This window comes from Micromonospora sp. NPDC047620 (genome assembly GCF_043205005.1).
Taxonomy (GTDB): domain Bacteria; phylum Actinomycetota; class Actinomycetes; order Mycobacteriales; family Micromonosporaceae; genus Micromonospora.
Genome location: NZ_JBIDDG010000003.1, coordinates 71300 through 89072, shown reverse-complemented (window position 1 = coordinate 89072; position 17773 = coordinate 71300). Strand labels below are relative to the sequence as shown.

17 protein-coding genes are annotated in these 17773 nt (G+C 74.4%); 2 read left to right on the top strand and 15 right to left on the bottom strand.

The genetic code is table 11. The features are described from left to right. Window positions 1–11 precede the first annotated feature (11 nt). The 11 genes from ACGF5C_RS04655 to ACGF5C_RS04605 form a co-directional block, all read right to left on the bottom strand. The gene (locus ACGF5C_RS04655; RefSeq protein ID WP_393296648.1) at window positions 12–1496 is read right to left on the bottom strand and encodes an aminotransferase class V-fold PLP-dependent enzyme; all 1485 of its coding nucleotides are present in this window, start codon (window positions 1494–1496) and stop codon (window positions 12–14) included. After that, window positions 1493–2785, bottom strand: coding sequence for an amino acid adenylation domain-containing protein (locus ACGF5C_RS04650; RefSeq protein WP_393296646.1), 1293 nt, complete (start codon window positions 2783–2785; stop codon window positions 1493–1495). Before ACGF5C_RS04650 ends, ACGF5C_RS04655 begins: the two co-directional genes overlap by 4 nt. After that, complete coding sequence (locus tag ACGF5C_RS04645; protein ID WP_393296644.1) at window positions 2782–3990, bottom strand: cytochrome P450; 1209 nt, start codon at window positions 3988–3990, stop codon at window positions 2782–2784. Before ACGF5C_RS04645 ends, ACGF5C_RS04650 begins: the two co-directional genes overlap by 4 nt. Continuing rightward, window positions 3987–4223: a phosphopantetheine-binding protein gene (locus tag ACGF5C_RS04640; protein WP_350708107.1), complete on the bottom strand. Its 237-nt coding sequence runs from the start codon at window positions 4221–4223 to the stop codon at window positions 3987–3989. The genes ACGF5C_RS04645 and ACGF5C_RS04640 overlap by 4 nt, the downstream gene beginning before the upstream one ends. Further along, window positions 4195–5286 (bottom strand): hypothetical protein, encoded by a 1092-nt coding sequence (locus ACGF5C_RS04635; protein ID WP_393296642.1) that lies wholly within the window; start codon window positions 5284–5286, stop codon window positions 4195–4197. The genes ACGF5C_RS04640 and ACGF5C_RS04635 overlap by 29 nt, the downstream gene beginning before the upstream one ends. Then, complete coding sequence (locus ACGF5C_RS04630; RefSeq protein WP_393296640.1) at window positions 5279–6628, bottom strand: MFS transporter; 1350 nt, start codon at window positions 6626–6628, stop codon at window positions 5279–5281. Before ACGF5C_RS04630 ends, ACGF5C_RS04635 begins: the two co-directional genes overlap by 8 nt. Continuing rightward, window positions 6625–7806 (bottom strand): condensation domain-containing protein, encoded by a 1182-nt coding sequence (locus tag ACGF5C_RS04625; RefSeq protein WP_393296638.1) that lies wholly within the window; start codon window positions 7804–7806, stop codon window positions 6625–6627. Before ACGF5C_RS04625 ends, ACGF5C_RS04630 begins: the two co-directional genes overlap by 4 nt. A 270-nt stretch (window positions 7807–8076) precedes the next feature. Then, on the bottom strand, window positions 8077–9366 hold the full coding sequence (locus ACGF5C_RS04620; protein ID WP_393296636.1) for an MFS transporter: 1290 nt from the start codon (window positions 9364–9366) through the stop codon (window positions 8077–8079). Beyond that, complete coding sequence (locus ACGF5C_RS04615; RefSeq protein WP_393296634.1) at window positions 9363–9725, bottom strand: hypothetical protein; 363 nt, start codon at window positions 9723–9725, stop codon at window positions 9363–9365. The genes ACGF5C_RS04620 and ACGF5C_RS04615 overlap by 4 nt, the downstream gene beginning before the upstream one ends. After that, window positions 9677–9826 (bottom strand): hypothetical protein, encoded by a 150-nt coding sequence (locus ACGF5C_RS04610; RefSeq protein ID WP_393296632.1) that lies wholly within the window; start codon window positions 9824–9826, stop codon window positions 9677–9679. The genes ACGF5C_RS04615 and ACGF5C_RS04610 overlap by 49 nt, the downstream gene beginning before the upstream one ends. Before the next feature lie 113 nt (window positions 9827–9939). Further along, window positions 9940–10317 (bottom strand): signal peptidase I, encoded by a 378-nt coding sequence (locus ACGF5C_RS04605; RefSeq protein WP_393296630.1) that lies wholly within the window; start codon window positions 10315–10317, stop codon window positions 9940–9942. A 107-nt stretch (window positions 10318–10424) separates the two neighbouring features. Between ACGF5C_RS04605 and ACGF5C_RS04600 the strand changes: the two genes are divergently transcribed. After that, entirely contained in the window at window positions 10425–10778 is a 354-nt protein-coding gene (locus ACGF5C_RS04600) for an ankyrin repeat domain-containing protein (RefSeq protein ID WP_393296987.1), read from the top strand. A 45-nt stretch (window positions 10779–10823) separates the two neighbouring features. Continuing rightward, on the top strand, window positions 10824–11780 hold the full coding sequence (locus ACGF5C_RS04595) for a DUF3500 domain-containing protein (RefSeq protein WP_393296628.1): 957 nt from the start codon (window positions 10824–10826) through the stop codon (window positions 11778–11780). 122 nt (window positions 11781–11902) lie between these two features. Here ACGF5C_RS04595 and ACGF5C_RS04590 read toward each other — a convergent pair whose 3' ends face one another. The 4 genes from ACGF5C_RS04590 to ACGF5C_RS04575 all read right to left on the bottom strand — a co-directional run bounded on the left by ACGF5C_RS04590 (window position 11903) and on the right by ACGF5C_RS04575 (window position 17724). Next, a complete protein-coding gene (locus tag ACGF5C_RS04590; RefSeq protein WP_393296626.1) occupies window positions 11903–12406 on the bottom strand; it encodes a DUF2231 domain-containing protein in 504 nt (167 codons plus the stop codon). Between the two features lie 122 nt (window positions 12407–12528). Then, on the bottom strand, window positions 12529–13269 hold the full coding sequence (locus ACGF5C_RS04585; RefSeq protein ID WP_393296624.1) for a GAF and ANTAR domain-containing protein: 741 nt from the start codon (window positions 13267–13269) through the stop codon (window positions 12529–12531). 183 nt (window positions 13270–13452) lie between these two features. Continuing rightward, a complete protein-coding gene (gene secA2, locus ACGF5C_RS04580) occupies window positions 13453–15744 on the bottom strand; it encodes an accessory Sec system translocase SecA2 (protein WP_393296622.1) in 2292 nt (763 codons plus the stop codon). 96 nt (window positions 15745–15840) lie between these two features. Further along, a complete protein-coding gene (locus ACGF5C_RS04575; RefSeq protein WP_393296620.1) occupies window positions 15841–17724 on the bottom strand; it encodes an ABC transporter ATP-binding protein in 1884 nt (627 codons plus the stop codon). Between the last annotated feature and the right edge of the window lie 49 nt (window positions 17725–17773).

Sequence of the window (17773 nt, the reverse complement as noted above, 5' to 3'; positions counted from 1 at the left end):
GCTCGCCGTGCTCAGCAGCGTATCCGTGGTGCCAGCCGGACGTCGGCGGGGCCGGCGCGGTCCAGGTAGGTCGACTCGGCGAAGGCCAGGAAGCGCTCCGCGTCGGCCGCGGTCGAGGCCAGACCGAAGGAGACGCGTACCGCTCCGCCGGTCGGCAGCCGCAGCGCGGCGAGATGCTGGTCGATTGTCCCGGCGTGGGCGAGGTTCGTACGGCGCAGCGAGCGGCGGCTGATCCCGAAGGCGGCCTCGGCCGCGCCCGGGTTGCAGAAGCAGCCCGTACGCAGGGCGAAGCCGGCCGCCGACGATTCGAGCGCGACGAGCCGCTCGTCGACCAGCGAGCCGTCCGGGTAGCGGAAGTTGAACGCCACGGTGCCACCCCGGGCATCGCCCGTCGACGGCCCGTAGACGTGGACGAGCGGCCGGCCGTTGCGGTGTCGCAACGCGGTCAGCCGCTCCAGCAGCCACCCGGTGAGCAGGCCGACCCGGGTGTGGACGAGGTCGACGCCGATCGAGTCGAGCCAGCGCAGCCCGAACTCCACGTCGGGGAGGCTGAGGAAGTTCAGCGTGCCGTCCTCGAACCCCGACTCGTCCCCCATCGGCTGGTGCCAGTCGCCCTGGACGCTGACCGCCCGGATGGTGCCACCGGCGAACCAGGGTCGGCGCAGCCGGGCCAGCGCCTCGCGCCGGGCCAGCAGCGCCCCCACCCCGGTGGGGTAGCCGAAGAGCTTGTACCAGCTCAGGCAGACGAAGTCCGGCTGCACGACGCTCAGGTCCAGCCGGTTCGTCGGGGCGAAGGCGGCGGCGTCGAGCAGCACGTCGTACCCGCGCTGCCGGGCCAGTTCCACCCATCCCAGCGGATGCTGCACCCCAGTGAAGTTGCTCTGTGCCGGGTACGCGAAGAGCCCCGACGCGCCGGACCTGCGCCACTGGGGACGGCCGGCCAGCCCGCCCCGGCCGGCGGCCAGCGCCGCGACCACGTCGGATTCGGCCACCCGCAGGTCGGGCCCGGCCAGCGGCACGTAGCGGACCGGCGCACGGGCCGCGCGGGCGTACTCCCGGATGCCGTTCACGGAGTTGTGGTTGTCCCAGGTCAGCACGAGCGGGCAGCCGCGACCGAAGCCGTACGCCTCGCCCACCAGCCGGCAGGCGCCGGTGGCGTTCGGGGTGAAGACGACCGCGTACTCGGTCGGGTCGGCGCGGAAGAAGTCGAGCACCGCGCGCCGGGCCGACTCGACCAACGAACCGGCCGCCTCGGAGGTGGGGTTCTCCGAGTGCGGGTTGCTGTACAGGCCCGAGAGCAGCCGGTCCTGATGGGCGACGACCTGTGCCCGTGCGGCCACCCCGGACCCCGCGTAGTCGAGGTAGGTCCGGCCGTCGCGGTCCAGGTGCCGGTACTCGGTGGCGCGCAGCTCGTCGATCCGGGCGGTGCTCGCGTACGCGTCGGTCGCGGCCACCCGTGCGCCCGGTGTCGCGGGCGCCCGCTTCTCAGTTGTCATGGAGTGCGGCCAATCCGGCTCAGGGCGCGCCTGTCGAGTTTGCCGTTGGGCAGGGTTGGCAGCCGCTCCAGCCGCTCGAAGGCGGTGGGTACAGCCACGGCGGGCAGCCGGTCGAGCAGATGCGCGCGCAGGGTCCGCTGAGGCACCGGTTCGGCGCAGACCACGTACGCGACGCCCTGGTAGGGGACGGCGACGCCGGCGAGGAGCACCGCCGGGTGGGACATCAGGGCGTGCTCGATCTCGGCCGGTTCGATGCGCATGCCGCCGACCTTGAGCTGCTCGTCGACGCGTCCGTGGTAGCGGAGCAGGCCGTCGGCGCCCAGGCTCACCCGGTCGCCGGTGCGGTAGACCGGCCCCTGGGACACCACGCCGGGCGAGGAGATGCACAGCTCGCCGTCGTCGATGGAGATCGTGGTGCCGGGGATCGGCCGGCCGATGGGGACGGGGTCCTCGCCCGGCGCACACCTGTGCACGGTGCTCCAGACGGTGCACTCGGTGGGACCGTACTCGTTGTAGAGCGTCGCGTGGGGCATCCGCTCGTGATGCAGGTCGACCAGGCCGGGCGGGCAGCTCTCCCCCGCCACTATCACGGTGGTCAGGCTGGGCACCGGCGAGCGCAGCACCAGCCGGTACAGGGACGGCACCATCAGGGTGTGGGTGGGCCGGTGCACGGCGCCGGCCCGGACCAGCGCCCGCACGTCGAACGGCCGGTCGCTCGGGATGACCAGTGTGCCCCCGGTGCACAGCGTCCAGTAGATGCCCGCCACGGAGCTGTCGAACGAGATGGACGAGCACAGCAGGAACCGCTGCGGCGCCCGGCCGTAGTACTCCAGTCGGGCGCCGGTCGAGTAGCTCAGCGCCGCCCGCGACACCGTGACCGCCTTCGGCACGCCGGTCGAGCCGCTGGTGAACAGCGTGTACGCGTCGGGCCCGTCCCGCCAGCCGGAGCGGGCCGGGCGCAGCGACGCCAGCAGGCTCTCGGTGAGTGTCACCCGGGCACCGCTGCCAGCGGCCATCAGCTCGCGGCGCGCCGCCGGGAGGGCCGCGTCGACGGGGACGTAACGTGCTCCCGCCCGCAGTACGCCGAGCATGGCCACGACGGCCCAGCACGACAGCCGGGTGTGCACGATCACCGGCTCCCCGACGGCCACGCCCCGCTGCTGGAGATGGAGGGCGACCGCGCCGGACAAGCCGTCCAGGTCCGCGTACGTCAGGGCCTGCTCGGGATCCGTCACGGCCGGCGTCTCCCGGCGGGAGCGCAGCTGAGCGGCCAGCGCCTCGGTGATCATCGCCGCCCGGCCACGACCGGCATCCGCTTGATCCCGCCCAGCCAGGTCGACCGTACGCGCTCGACCTCGCCGGCCGGCTCGAAGGACGCGAAGGTGGCGAAGAGTTCCTCGAAGAAGACGCGCAACGTCAGTCTGGCGACGGCCGCTCCCAGGCAGTAGTGCCGCCCGTCCCCAAAGGCCAGATGCCGGTTCGGGTGGCGGTCCGGGTCCAGCGTGTCGGGGTCGGGGAAGACGGTCTCGTCGCGGTTCGCCGACCCGAGCCACACCACGACGGCATCGCCCGCCGCGACGCGTACGCCGCCGACGGTGGTGTCCCGTGTCGCCAACCGCATGAAGTGCCCCGCGGGGGAGGTGAACCGCAGCGCCTCCTCCACCGCGCGGCCGACCCGCTCGGGTCGCCGGGCCCACTGCTCGTAGCGGTCGGTGCGGATCAGCTCGGCCAGGGCCGCACGGGGCACGTGCGGGATGGCGGCGCTGCCGCCGAGGAGCAGGCTGTAGCAGTTGGCGACGATCGCTCCGGGGCGCAGCGGCATGGCCCCCAGCAGGTCCACCAGGTCTCCGCGCGGGTGCCGACGGTGTTCGAGCACCAGGTGGAGCAGGTAGGCGAAAAGTTCCCGGTGCCCGCGGTCGAGGGTCGCCGACGGGCCGTCGGGCAGCGCGACATCCGGGTCGTGCTCGGCCACCGACATGGACACCCACCGGGCCAGGGCGGGCCAGTCCGCGGCCGGGATGCCCATCAGCGGCCCCAGGAAGGCCAGCGGCAGGGCGGAGGTGAGCTCGGCGAAGTCCAGGGCCCCGGCGGCGGGGCGGAGCATCTCCCGGACGAAGGAACGGATGGCCGGCGCGTGCCGCGCCACCGCACGCGCGGTCATCTCCCGTTGCAGCGGCCCCCGGATGAGGCCGTGCCGCGGCGGGTCGGTCGCCGCGAACTGCTGGTTCTGCGCCGGCTCCGCCCGGCCGAGCATGGTGAGCATCACCCCACCGGTGGAGGTGAACCTGGCGTGGTCGGCCAGGACGGTCCTGGCGTCGGCGTAGCGGGTGACCGCCCAGAAGCCCGACCTGCCCTCGACCGGCTGCCAGCCGACGGGATCCCACCGGCGCAGCGTCCGCCAGGCGGCGTGCGGGTCGCCGGCGCCGTGCAGGGCGGGGTCGGCGAGGTCGATCCGGCCCGGCGGCCGGGTCCGGAGGCAGGGCGCGGTCCTCATGCGGCCAGCACCTCGTCGACGAGTTCGGCGATGGTCGGCTTGAGGAACAGCACCGCGGCGTCGACCTCGACGCCGAGCTGCTCGTAGAGGTCCATCAGCAGGTCGGCGGCGAGCAGCGAGTCGCCGCCGAGGGCGAAGAAGTCGTCCTCGACGCCCACCGGCGTGACGTTCAGCTTCTCGCTCCAGAGCCGGGTCAGCATCGACTCAAGCTCGCTCCGCGTCGGCACGGACATCCTCCCAACTGTCGATGAATCGCCGGGTCAGGGCCTGCATTTCGGCCTCCCGGTAGGAGCGGCGGTACCGCAGGCAGGCGGTGTAGCCGCCACCCGCACCCGGCTCGAGCCAGAACGCCAGCCCGTTGACGGGCAGCACCGGCCCGCCCAGCCCGAGCCCGGCCGGGATCGTCAGCGGCTCGATCCCGGCGCCGTCGGGCACCTGGATGACCTCGAACTGGGCCAGGGCCGGTCCGCCTTCGGCGAACAGCGCGTCGGCCTGCGGCACCGCGTCCAGCAGCACCGGAAACGGAATCTCGTGGGCGTACGCCTCGGCGAACGCGCGGTGCACCGCGCCCACCGTCGGCGTGCCGAGCCGCACCGGCAGCACGTTCATGTACAGCCCCACGGTGTCCCAGTCGGACCGCTGCCGGCCGTGGGTCAGCACCGGGACGACCGCCTCGCCCGGGCACAGCGGGCCGAGGGCCCGCGCGAACGCGGTGAGCAGGACGACGAATGGCGTGCTGCGCACCGTCCGGGCGACCGCTGCCGCCTGCTGCTGGGTGATGCCGCTCGGCGTCCTGATCTCGGCCGTGCCGGTGTCGCCGCCGGTGTCCGGAGCCAGGGTCGGCACGTCGGCCAGCATCCGGCGCCAGAACGGCAGGGACCGGTTCACCCGCCTGGGCGCGGGGGAGGACGCGCTGGCGTGGTAGGCGGGGGCCGGGCCGGTCCCTGGTTTCATCACCTCGCGGAGCAGCAGCCGCATGGACCACGGGTCGGACACGGTGTGGTGCGCCACGAGAAGCAACTCACGGCCGGCCAGGTACGCCCAGAGCAGGCACCGCGCGTCGGGCGGGTACCGGCCGGCGGCGGCCGCCGCCCACACGTCGTCGACCGTTCGCAGCGGCACCGGCCCCTTACCGAGTACGGGATGCCGGGCCAGGAGCGCGTCCAGGGCTCGGCGCAGGGCTGCCGGGTCGGGCTCGGCGGGCAGCCGTGCCCCGCCCAGCGCGACGAACCGGTCGGTGTCCGCCGGCCCGCCCGCCCAGGACAGAATGTGCTGCGCGTATGGCTGGTCATCCACCTCGTACACCTCCCATGGCCTTTCCGGCCGGGTCGACCGGCGACCGCCCGTGCGGCGCCGGGAGTCTCGGCGGCGGCTGCTCGCCGTCCGGCGTGCCGGCCTCGTCCGGCGTGCCGGCCTCGTCCGGCAGGTCGCGCCACCGCCGCAGCGGCGAGAAGTAGAGCAACAGACCGGACGCCCACACTCCGGCGGCGGCGATCCACAGCGTCGGGCGCACCCCCAGCCAACTGCCCAGCAGTCCGCCCGTCAGTGCGCCGACCGGCATCACCCCGAAGATCACCCACCGGACCGACGCGGTCATCCTGCCCAGTAGGTCCGGCGGGCAGACCCGCTGCCGGTAGCTCACCGCCGCCGCGTTGTAGATGGCGAACACCGCACCCAGCCCCGCCATGCCGGCCGTGTAGGCGATCGGACCCCAACCGGGCTGGGCGACCGGTACGAGCAGCACCGTCCAGCCGAGCCCCAGTGGAGCGATCCAGATGATCCGGGCCGTGCCCACCAGGCGCGCCAGCCGCGCGGAGACCAGGCCGCCGCCGATCCCGCCCAGCGTGGTGAGCGCCAACACCACACCGACCATGTGCTCGCTCAGGTGGAGGTCACGCACGAGGTACAGGACCGCCAGCGCGAAGATCATCTGGCTGAAGAGGTTGAGCGACGCCGAGGCCGCCACCAGTCTGGGCATGATCGGGTGGCGGAACACGAAGGAGAGCCCGGCGCCCAGCTCCCGGCGGAAGTTCCGACGCCGCGCCACGGCCGGCGGTTGCTCTGGACGGCGCAGCAGCATGAGGGACACGGCGTTGACCACGTAGGCGAGCGCGTCGATGCCCGCGGTACGCGCCACGCCCAGCGCCGACACGAGTGCGCTGCCCACGCCGTATCCGGCGATCCGCGAGACCGAGTACGTGGTCGTCAGCTTGCCGTTGGCGTCGAGTAGCTGATTGCCGGCGACGACCGACGGCAGGAAGCTCTGGTGCGCGGTCTCGTACAGCACGGTGCAGACGCTGGACAGCAGCGCCACGATCCACAGCTGCGCCATCGTGACCCAGCCGGCCCACGCGCCGATGGCGACGGTGGCCACCAGCCCCGCCCGCACGAGGTGACAGGCCACCATGACCCGGCGTTTACGCATCCGGTCCACCCACACCCCGGCGGGCAGGGAGAGGAACAGGTAGGCGATCATCCGGGTGGCGGTGAGGACGCCGACCTCGACGGCGGAGGCGTCCAGCACGGTGACGGCCAGCAGCGGAATGGCCAGCATCGAGACGGCGTCGCCCACCTCGCTGAGGGTCCGGCCCGACCACAACACCATGAAGTCACGGTGTCGCCACAGACTGTCGCTCATGCCGGCTCCTCGACCGCGCGCAGCAGGAGGTCGGTCATGGTGGTCAGGAAGCGTTCCACCTCGGCGCGCCCGTACCCGCTGCGCATCACCCGCATGGTGAGCTGCACGCAGGGGTGTACCCAGGCGATCAGGTAGAAGCTGGCCCCACTGTAGGCGCGGGGCGGAAGGAACTCGACACGCCGGGGCGTCACCTCGGACGGCGCGGAGTCGGCGTCGGCGGGGGCCGGGATGAAGGTGAAGAAGCTGCCGTGGTCGAAGTCCATGGGCGCGACGGCGAACGGGTCGTACACGCCGTGCTGCATGGCGCGCACCGCCGCGACGTTGACCTCGCGGGCCATCGTGCGCAGCGGCCCGTCGGGGTCGCAGGCGGCGGGCATGGGCACCCACTGGGTCATCGACGACACCAGGTGCCGCACCGTGGGATCCAGCCGGTTCGCGGCCAACTGCCACAGCAGTTGGTCCGTCCGGCCCGTGGTCGCGGCCAGCGCCTGCGCGTAGACGGTGAGCAGCAGGGTGGGCACGGTGACCCGCAGGCGCCGCGCCGCGTGGCGAACCGCGCCGTACGGGATGCCGGTGTGCGCGCGAGCCCGCACCAGGGAACCCCGGGACACCGGAACCCGCGGTGCGGCGGCGACGATCCGCCGGCGGTACTCGCCGGCCGCGGTCAGCCTGGCCCGGAAGTCGTCGGCGCGCTGGAGTTCGGCCACCTCGCGGGGCGCGGGGGCGTCGGCGAGGCGGTCACCGCGCAGCAGGGCGCGCAGGTCGGACTCCAGGATCCGCACGGCGGCGCCGTCGGCCGCAAGGTGGTGGATCACCAGATGGACCCGCGGCCGTCCACCGTCGTCGGAATTACGCACCCAGGCCCGCCACGCCGGCTGGGCGGCCAGGTCGAACGGCTCCCGTACGGACGCCTCGGCGAAGCGCACGAGCGGGTCGCGCAGGACCACCTGCCGCACGGCGTCGGGCTCGTCCGCCGGCCGGTAGACGGTGCGCAGCGACTCGTGCCGCACCGCCAGCGCGGTGAGCGCCTGGCGTACCTGGTCCTCGGTGGTTCCGGCCGGAACCGGCCAGACCACGTCCTGGTTGGACTCCCAGAGTTGCTCCGGAGGGCGCACCGAGAGGGCTCGCCACATGGAGAGCTGACCCATGGTGAGCGGGTGGCCACCCTGACCGCGCATGACTCCTCCAGCGTCGAGGGGGGTGGGTGGTCACCCGCGGTGACCACCCACCGTGGTTCACGGATCTCAGGCAGTGCAGTCGTCCTTCCGCATCGCCCGCACCTCCTCTCGTGAGAACGGTCGGCATCCTCCGGCGAGTGAGGTCGGAGCCGGAGGCGCGTCGCCGACGTGATGGAACGTCAGGGTCAGGTCCAGCTGACGCCACGCTTGCGGATGCTGCGCATGCGCTTCTCCTCTCCCTTCGTGGCGGCCCCGTGCCCGCCCGTGATCTCAGCGTCGGCCGCCGCCCGCCTCGGCGGTAGGGCTGTCGGCGGTCGAGGTCGTTCGGCCTTGTTCGACCGGGACCTCGAACGTCGTCGGCGTGCAGGCAGACCGCCGCGGCCACAGTGGTACGAGGGCGAGGACCGCCGCCGCGCCCGACAGTCCGCTGAGCCCGATCACCGTGGTCGCCGGCCACCGGTCCGCGGCCAGGCCCGCCACGACCATCGCCGCACCCTGGAGCCCGCTCAGACCGGTGATGGCCACCCCGAACGCGCGTCCCCGGTACTGCGTCGGCACGGCCCGGCCGAACAACGCGTTCAGCGGAATGGCGAAGGCGCTCGCGGTGCCGGCCAGCACCAACAGCAGGAGGACGACCCACAGTGGAGGCACGAGCCAGGTCGCCGTCAGCACGCCGGCGGAGAGCGCCGCCAGGGGCAGGATCAGTCGTGGCCGGGCCGCCGGTGGACAAAGCCGGGTGAGGGCGACCCCGCCGACGGCCATCCCCGTCGGCGCCGCCGCCAGCAACAGCCCGACGGTGCCGGCGCCGCCTCCGTACTGTCGGGCCAGCGGCGCCATCAGTCCTTCGGCGGCGTAGGTGAAGGCGCTGGCCGCCCACAGGACGAGGACGTAGGCGCGCAGCCGGGGATCGGTGAAGATCACCCGCAGGCCGGCCGCCTGGCCGCGGCGGGCCGGGCGGCCGGGCGGCCGGGGCGCGGGGCGGGAACGAACGCCGATCATGATCAGAAGGGCGGAGACGAGGAACGTGCCGGCGTCCACCAGCAACGCACCGCGCAGCGACAGCAGCGCCACCAGGCTCCCCCCGACGGCGAAGCCGAGCACCTGCACGACCTGGGCGCAGATGTTGTCCACGCCGTTCGCCACCGCGTAACGGTCACCGTCGAGCACTTCGGGCATCAGCGCCGCCCGCGCGGCCACGAACGGCGGCCGCATCAGGTTGACCGCGAACAGCAGCGCCACCAGGGCGGGCGCGGGGAGCCCCGGCAGCGCCGCCGCCGGGACGAGCGCCGCCCGGGCAAGGTCGCACGCGACCAGGATCCGCCGCCGGGGGAAACGGTCGGCGAGGCCGGACAGCAGCGGCCCGCCCGCGAGCCAGGCGAGGTAGGAACTGGCGTAGGCGGCCGCCGCCAGCGCGGCCGAGCCGGTGCCGGTGTAGACGAGGTACGCCACGGTCACGGCCGTGAGCTGGTCACCCGCCAGGGACAGCAGGTACGCCACGAACAGGTAGCGGTACTCGCGCACCGCGAACACCTCGGCGTACGTCGCGGCGCGCTCGGTCACTCCGCCCCCGTCCTGTCCCACCGCCGGCTGCCCTCAGGGCACTGGGTCCAGAACGTATCCACGCCTGTGCCGTCGGGGCCGGGACCAGGCGTTCGGGGATGTTCGGATCCGTACGGGCGGGCTCGGGCGGCCGGCGGGCTCCGCTCGTGATCACGGGGCCCGAAGCGGCGGCCGGAACCGGCGGCCAGGTGGTGCGGGCGCAGCCGGCCCCCGCTGACGGTCTCCTCGGTGAGGGCGCCGGCCACGACGAGGAACGCGGCGCCCGAGCCGCCGTGGTCGTGCAGGTCGGTGCCCTGCCCGGGCAGCCAGCTCAGCGCCCAGACCTCGCGGTCGGCGGTCTGGTCGAGCCGGCGTACCACCGGGAGGCCGGGTCGAAGCGCAGCGGCACCGGCCACCCGGCCGGGTCGGCGGCCCACGCTCCGGCGACGGCGAGCAGGCCGGGCTGGCGACGGTCGGTCATGGCGGTCCTTCGGGTACGGCGACGTGCGGAGCCTCAGCTTAGGCTGTAAACCCTATGGGTTTAGTAGGTAGTTTCCGCATGCCGGGACACGAGCATCCACGGGCCGGTACGGGTCAGCGCCGGACCGGCGGCTCCACCCGGTAGCCGGGGACCGACGGCCAGCGGACGGTCAGTACGACCGCCTCGCACTCGGCGTACCAGGAGTGGTCCACCCCGCGCCCCCACACCACGTAGTCGCCGGGCTCGCGCAGCACCACCGTCCGGTCCGGCAACTCGACCCGGAAGCGCCCGCTGACCAGCACCAGCAGGGCGGTCCGCCGCTCGCCGGTCGCCCATCGGGAGCGCGCCTCACCGGCCGGGTGCACGCCCCACTTGACCTCGACGTCGGTGCTGCGCCGGACGTCGCCGGGCGGCATGAAGTGGCCGAGCAGCCAGCCGGCGTTCGTCGCACCGTCCACGCCCGCGTTGCCCACGTACACCGTGCCGTCCATCGACCCTCCCCAGCGCGCCGGCCGAGCAACCTACCAGGCTGCCGCGCGACTAACCTGGACCGGTGAGTGAGGAACTCGACGCCGAGACGCTGGCGTTCGCGCACCGGATGTTCGACCTGGCGCGCGACGGCGGCACCGACGAACTGGCCGACTACGTCGACGCGGGGCTGCCGGTCGACCTGACCAACGACAAGGGCGACACTCTGCTGATCCTGGCGGCGTACCACGCCCACCCGGAGACGGTCGCCGCGCTGCTCGCCCGGGGCGCCGACCACGCCCGCACCAACGACCGGGGGCAGACGGCGTTGGCCGCCGCGACGTTCCGCAGCAGCGCCGACGCGGTCCGGGCGCTGCTCGCCGCCGGGGCCGACCCGCACCACGGCAACCCGTCGGCGGTGGAGACGGCCCGCTTCTTCGACCTGCCCGAGATGCTCGCGCTGCTGACGACACCGACCGGCTGACGGCGACGGCGCCCGCGCCCGGGTCCCGGCCGGTATACAGAGGCGGTGGAAGATCCGCTGCCCGAGCAGATGCGCACCGCCGGCACGGCGCTGCTGGCCGCGCTGGACGAGCCCGCCCGCGCCCGCGCCGCCCTCCGGTTCGACGACGAGCAGGCCCGGCGCTGGCTGGAGTACCGGCCGCGACCCCGGCCCGGGGTGTGCCTGGCCGACCTGGACCGCGCCGGGCGCAAGGCCGCGCACCGGCTGCTGGCCACCGCGCTGAGCCCGCCGGCGTACGCCCAGGCGATGGCGATCGTCGCGCTGGAGGAGGTGCTGGACCGGGCGGAGGGATGGCGCCGGGGCCGGCACAGCGGCGACTACTGGGTGGCCGTCTTCGGCGACCCGTCCCGGGACGACGCGTGGGCGTGGCGGCTGGAGGGGCACCACCTCTCGGTGAGCATGACCGTGGTGGCCGACCAGGTCTCCCCCGCGCCGATCTTCCTCGGCGCCAACCCGGCCACCGTCCGGTACGCCGGCCGCCCCGTCTCCCGGCCCCTGGGCGTCGAGGAGGACCTGGGCCGCGCCCTGCTGGACGCCATCGGTCCGGCCGGCCGGGCCGCCGCGATCGTCGCCGACGAGGCGCCCGGCGACCTCATCAGCGCCACCCGCGCCCGCGTCGACGCGCCGCTGGAGCCGCTCGGCGTGCCCGCCGACCGGCTCGGCCCCACCGGGCGGGCGCTGCTGGACCAGCTCGTCGCGCTCTACCTGGACCGGCTCCCGCCCGAGCTGGCGATCCGGGAGGCACGCCGGCTGGCCTCGGGGCAGCTGCACTTCGCCTGGGCCGGCCCGACCCGCCCCGGCCAGCGCCACTACTACCGGGTGCAGGGCGACGACCTGCTGATCGAGTACGACAACACCACCGACGACGGCAACCACGCGCACACCGTGCTGCGCCGCCCGGCCAGCGACTTCGGCGCGGACGTCCTGGCCGCCCACCACGCCGAATCCCACCCGACCCGCTGACCCTCCCCCGCCCGCCGCCGCGATCTTGCACTTTCAGCCCTCGGATCGGGCGGAATTGCCACCTTCGTCCGGGCACCAAGTGCAAGATCGCGGGGGCGGGGGCGGCGTGGGGGTGGGGTGGGTCAGGGGCGGGAGCGGGCCAGGTCGACGGTGGAGCCGGAGACGCCGCCCAGCGCGTCGAAGGTGGTCGCCTCGGCCCGGCGGCCCGCGTCGAACAGCCGCACCAGCCGGGCGCCCAGCCGGACGCCGACCGCGCCGACGGCCAGGGCCACGACCTCGGTGAGCAGCAGCACGACGCCGGCGCCGCGCTGCGGCGCGTCCGCGCGGACGAGGCAGGACACCAGGAACAGCGCGGCCATCGCCACGTTCACCAGGTTGAAGGTCACCGCCGTGCGCCGGGTCCGTCCGCCCGGCACGTCCCACAGGTCGATCATGCCGGCCACGGCGGCCAGCGTGGCGGCGAACAGGGCCGCCACCGAACTCCAGTAGCCCACCTCGCCGAGGAAGGCCGGTCCCCCGAGCACGTCGGTCAGGTCGAACACGGTCGCGCTCACGAAGAGCCCGAACGGGAACGTCACCAGCATCGGTTGGATCGGGTGCCCCTGCACCCGAAGCCGGCTCTGCATCGTTCCTCCCCCAGGTCGGCTCACCCCACGAATCCAGAGTGCTACCCGGGCGCTCCCAGGGCGAAACGACACGCGCCCCATCGGCCCCAGATGTCAGGGCCGGGGGGGACGGCGGACGGGGTTCAGGTGTCCCGGGGGCGCGACACGGTGCTGACCAGCCGGTCGGCCACCTCGCGCAGCGGGATGTCCAGCGACGACGCGGCGCTGCGCAGCACGTCGAGAGCCTCCTCGGCCGGGCAGCCGCGCTGGGTCATGATGACCCCGATCGCCTGCCCCACCACCCCGTCGCCGAGCAGCGACGAGTCCAGCTCCCCGGCCCGGGCCGCCCGGCGCGCCCGGTCGCGGACCGCCGCGAGGAGCAGCCCGGCGTGCTCGGCGAGCAGCATCGCGGTGAGCTGGTGCCCGGGGGTGAGCACGTCGGCGGCACCGGCGTAGAGGTTGATCGCCCCGATCACCTGCTCGTCGACGTCGACGGGGGCGGAGATCACCCCGTGCACGCCCAGCTCCCGCGCGCGGGGCGTCCAGGCCGGCCAGCGCGGCTCGCGGCCCAGGTGCTCGGAGAGAATCATCTCCCGCCGCCGGATCGCGTCCATCGCCGGCGAGTCCGGGCCGTGCCCCAGGTCGTCCAGCCCCGCCAGCCGCTCGTCGGAGGCGGCCACGCCGGCCGGCTCCCCGGCCCGCAGCGCGGTGAAGCCGCACCAGCTCACGCCGTCCACCGCGTCCCGGCCGATGCGCACCAGCGCCGCCAGCGCCTCGTCGAAGTCGTCGACGGCGATCAGCCCGGCCGTCAGCTCCCGCAGCAGGGCGGCCGTCTCCAGGACGCCGATCCGCTCCACCGCGGGGTCCCGCATCTCCAGGTTCACCGCTGCACAGCCTCCACCGACCCCGCGCATGCCCCCGCACGCCCGACCGGCGCCGTCACCCGTTCCATCTTCTGATCTCTCCCGACTCTTCGGACCCGCCCTACTACCCTCGCAAACCGGGGTCGAAACGGCGCAAAAGGGGGCCCCTTTCGCGCCGCGTGGCGCGGAAGGGGCCCCGACGCGTCAGCGGGAGCCGGCGCTGAGCCGTCGACCCACGGAAGCGATCAGCCGGTCCAGCTCGGAGCCGAACGGGTTGTCGTGCACCAGGTACGTCCAGGTGGCGCTCGGCCGCACCAGCTTCGCCTCGTCCGGCTCCCAGTCCTCGCCGAACTCCGTCTCCTCGAAGGTCGCGATGGTCCGCTTCTCGATCTCCGGGATCAGGTTGTTGAACGCCGGCACCGCCGCCCGGTGGAACTCGTCCAGCGGGTCGAGCCGGCCGAGCGCGCGCAGGTGCACGCCCTCGCGCACCTCGGACAGCTCGGCGAGGTGCTCCGCCCAGAGCCGGTCGAGGTGGTAGAGGGCGATCGACCGGGCGACCCGGGCGAGCAGGTCCTCGTCCATCTCCCCGGCCTTCTCCGGCACCCGGTCCAGCAGCATCAGCGCCGCCACGTCGCTGGTCAGCAGCCGCTCCCGCCGCTCGGCGAGGGCGTTGCGCTGCTGCTCGATGACCACGCTGTAGCGCCAGGTGTTGCGGTGGATCTCGTGGTTGACGCCCTCGGCGACCCGCTGGGCGTGCTCGACGGCGTAGTCGACCTGCTCGTCGGTGACCAGGCCGTCGGCGTTCATCCGAGGCGACGGCGGGACGGCGTCGCCGGCGTGCCGGACGACCAGGTCGTCCTCGAGGCTGACGAAGAAGACCGAACCACCCGGGTCGCCCTGGCGGCCGGCCCGGCCGCGCAGCTGGTCGTCGACCCGCCGGCTGTCGTGCCGGCCGCTGCCGATCACGTAGAGGCCGCCCAGCTCGGCGACCCGCTCCCGGTCGGCCTGGTCGCTGCCGCCGAGCCGGATGTCCACACCCCGGCCGGCCATCTGGGTGGAGACGGTCACCGCGCCGTACGCACCGGCCTCGGCGATGATCGCCGCCTCCTCGTCGTCGTTCTTGGCGTTGAGCACCACGCAGGACACCCCGGCGGCGTTCAGGCCGGCCGCCAGCCCCTCGGACTCCTTCACGTCCAGCGTGCCGACCAGCACCGGCCGCCCCGCCGAGTGGCAGCGCGTGATCTCGTCGATCAGCGCCTCCTCCTTCTCGGCCCGGGTGGCGTAGATCCGGTCCGGCTCGTCCTCGCGGACGCACGGGGTGTTCGGCGGGATCACCGCCACCTCGAGGCCGAAGAACTCCCGGAGCTGGTCGCCCACCAGCACCGCGGTCGCCGTCATGCCGCACACCGTCGGGTAGAGCGCGATGTACGCCTGCACGGCGATGGTGCCGAGCACCTCGCCCTCGGCGGTGGCGTCCAGGCCCTCCTTGGCCTCCACCGCCGCCTGGAGCCCGTCCGGCCAGCGGCGGCGCTGGGCCACCCGGCCGCGCATCTCGTCGATCAGCTCGACGGTGCCGTCGCGGACGATGTAGTCGACGTCGCGGTGCAGCAGGGCGTGCGCGTGCAGCGCCACGTTCACCGCCGAGAGCTGCGCGACGTGCTCCTCGTCGTACAGGTCGATGCCGAGCTTGGCCTCGACGGCGGCCAGGCCGGCGGCGGTGAAGGCCACGCTGCGGCCGTCCTCGGCGACCGTGTAGTGCTTGCCCTTGCGCAGGCCGCGCACCAGGGCGGCAGCCGCGTGCACCGGGTCCTGCTCGCCGGCGACCGCGCCGGCGAGGACCATCGGCACCCGGGCCTCGTCGATGAGGATCGAGTCGGCCTCGTCGACGATCGCCGTGCGCAGCGGCGGCTGCACCCGGTCGTCGATGTCGGTCACGAGCTGGTCGCGCAGGTAGTCGAAGCCGGCCTCGCTGACGGAGACGTAGGTGACGTCGCAGGCGTACGCGTCGCGCCGCTCCTGGGGGGTCGATGCCTCGTTGACCCAGCCGACGGTCAGGCCGAGCAGGGTGTAGACGGGCTCCATCCACTGGGCGTCGCGGCGGGCCAGGTAGTCGTTGACGGTGAGCACGTGCACCGGGCCGTTGCCGAGCCGGACGTGCCCGTACGCGGCGATGGTGGCGGTGAGCGTCTTGCCCTCACCCGTGGCCATCTCGGCGACCTTGCCCGAGAGCAGGGCCATGGCGCCGAGCAGCTGCACGTCGTACGGCCGTTGGTCGATGCCGCGGCGGGCGGCCTCCCGGCCGATCGCGCAGATCTCCTCGTAGCCCGTGGCCGCGCCGGCGGCCTCGGTCAGCTCGGCGTCATCGAGGGCCGACAGCTTCTCCTCGCGCGCCTCGATGGCCGGCAGCAGCTTCTCCAGCGGCCCCAGGTCGACCGTCGTCCCCGGGCGCTGGAGGAACCGGCGGAACCTGCTCTTCAAGCGTTGCGACACACCCATGAGCGGCAACGGTACGCGACCGGGCCGGGTGGTGGCGGCCCGCCCGGCGCGGCGCCGCGCGGGTGTCGCCGCCGGGCGGGTCGGGCCGCCGGCCGCTCAGGTCACCAGGAGCTGGTGAGTGGCCAGCTCGCGGTAGAGCGGGCTGGTCACGGTCAGCTCGTCGTGGGTGCCGGTGGCGGCCACCCGCCCGCCGTCGAGCACCACGATCTGGTCGGCGTCGACGACCGTGGAGAGCCGGTGCGCCACGATCAACAAGGTCCGCCGGACGGCCACCGCGTCGATGGCCCGGCGCAGCGCGGCCTCGTTGCGGGCGTCGAGGTTGCTGGTCGGCTCGTCGAGCAGCAGCACCGGCGGCCCGGCCAGCAGGGCCCGGGCGATCGCCAGCCGCTGCCGCTCGCCGCCGGAGAGCAGCACCCCGCCCTCGCCCACCTGCACGGCCAGCCCCTCCGGGGCCCGCTCGGCGAGATGACCGAGGTTGACCTCGTCGAGCACCGCGCGCAGCCGGCCGTCGGTGGCGTCCGGCGCGCTGATCAGCAGGTTCTCCCGGAGCGTGCCGGCCAGCACCGGCGCGGACTGCTCGACGTAGCCGAGGCGGGCGCGCAGCGCGTCGCGGGGCAGGTCGCGCACGTCCACCCCGCCCAGCCGCAGGGTGCCCCCGGTCACGTCGTAGAAGCGCTCGACCAGGGCCAGCAGCGTCGACTTGCCGGCGCCGGAGGGGCCGACGAGCGCCGTGCGGGTGCCGGCCGGCACGGTGAAGCTGACCTCGCGCAGCACCGGCGGGCCGCCCGGGTAGTGGAAGTCGACCCGGTCGAACTCGACGGCCGCCGGGGCTCCGCCGGCGGTGCTCGGCCAGGTCGGGGCGGTGGTGTGACGGACGGGCGCGGGGCGGTCGGCCGCGCCCTCCACCGGCACCGCGAGCACCTCCTCGATCCGCTGCAACGCGCCCAGCCCGGTCTGCAACTGGGCGTAGGCGTGTACCGCCTGGCCGAGCGGCAGCACCAGGAAGAACAGCAGCATCACGAACGCGACCAGGTCACCCACGGTGATCACATCGGCCGCCACCCGCGCCCCGCCCACGCCCAGCACCAGCAGGAACGCGCCCTGGATCGTGACCGTGCTCACCGGGCCGACGAACGCCTGCACCCGGGCCACCCGCAGCCCCGCCGCGTACGCCTGCCCCGCGCTGGCGCCGATCGTGTCGGCCTCGCGCCGCTCCGCCCGGGCCGCGCGGATCGTCCGGACGGCGGAGATCGCCCGCTCCACCGCCGAGGTCATCTCCCCGATGCGCTCCTGGGCGGTCCGGGCCAGGTCGCGCATCCGGTGTGCGAAGGCGACCGCGAAGCCGACCCCGGCGGCCACCCCGAGCAGGGTCACCCCGAACAGCACCGGGTCGAGCAGCACCATCGCGCCGGCCGCGCCCAGCACCATCACCGCGCCGGTGACCACCTCGAACAGCCCGGAGGTGACCACCGCCCGCAGCAACGTGGTGTCCGAGCCGACCCGGGACAGCAGGTCGCCGGTTCGGCGGCGGTCGTACTCGGCGATCGGCAGCCGCAGCAGGTGCCCGGCCAGCCGCCGCCGGGTGCCCAGTACGACGCCTTCGGCGGTGCGTTGCAGCAGGTAGTCCCGCAGCCCGCCGAGCGCCGCGGCCCCCAGCACCAGGGCGACCAGTACCGCCACCAGGCCGGCCACCGGCCGGGCCGCCGACATGCCGTCGAGCACCGCGCGGGTGAGCAGCGGCTGCGCCAGCGACGCCGCCGCCCCGGCCAGCGACAGCGCGCCCACCACGGCGATGGTGCCGCGGTGGGCGCGCAGGTAGGGCAGCAGGGCGGCGAGGCCGACCCGACGCTGCCCGGGAGCGGTCGCGGGGTCGCCGGCGGGAGCCTCGGAAGCGGCGGAAGCGGCGGAAGCGGCGGAAGCGGCAGCGGCAGCGGCAGCGGGAGCCTCGGCGGCGGCTGCTGCGGGGGCGTCGGCGGTCACGACGCGGTCCTGGCGGTCATGCCCGCCAACGTAACCGGCCCCGGCATCC